This is a genomic window from Pseudomonas sp. PS02303, assembly GCF_029959925.1.
GTDB lineage: Bacteria > Pseudomonadota > Gammaproteobacteria > Pseudomonadales > Pseudomonadaceae > Aquipseudomonas > Aquipseudomonas mandelii.
Genome location: NZ_JASCOM010000584.1, coordinates 1 through 275 on the forward strand (window position 1 = coordinate 1; position 275 = coordinate 275).

Sequence of the window (275 nt, forward strand, 5' to 3'; positions counted from 1 at the left end):
CCATATAACACCCAAGCAATTTGCTGACCTGAAAGGGCACCAGATTGCGGTGTGTGAAGACGAAACGAACCGAAAGTTCGATTGTTCACAAACACCGAGATCTATCACATACCCATTCGCTGGAGCGTGTGCCGTAAGGCAAACGACTTGGCTACCGAATTTCTTGACGACCATAGAGCATTGGAACCACCTGATCCCATCCCGAACTCAGCAGTGAAACGATGCATCGCCGATGGTAGTGTGGGGTTTCCCCATGTGAGAGTAGGTCATCGTCA

At 50.2% G+C, this 275-nt stretch carries 1 rRNA gene; it reads left to right on the top strand.

The annotated features are described in order from the left end of the window. Nucleotides 1-162: 162 nt before the first annotated feature. Nucleotides 163-275, top strand: a 5S ribosomal RNA gene (gene rrf / locus QMX98_RS35160); the annotation flags it as partial.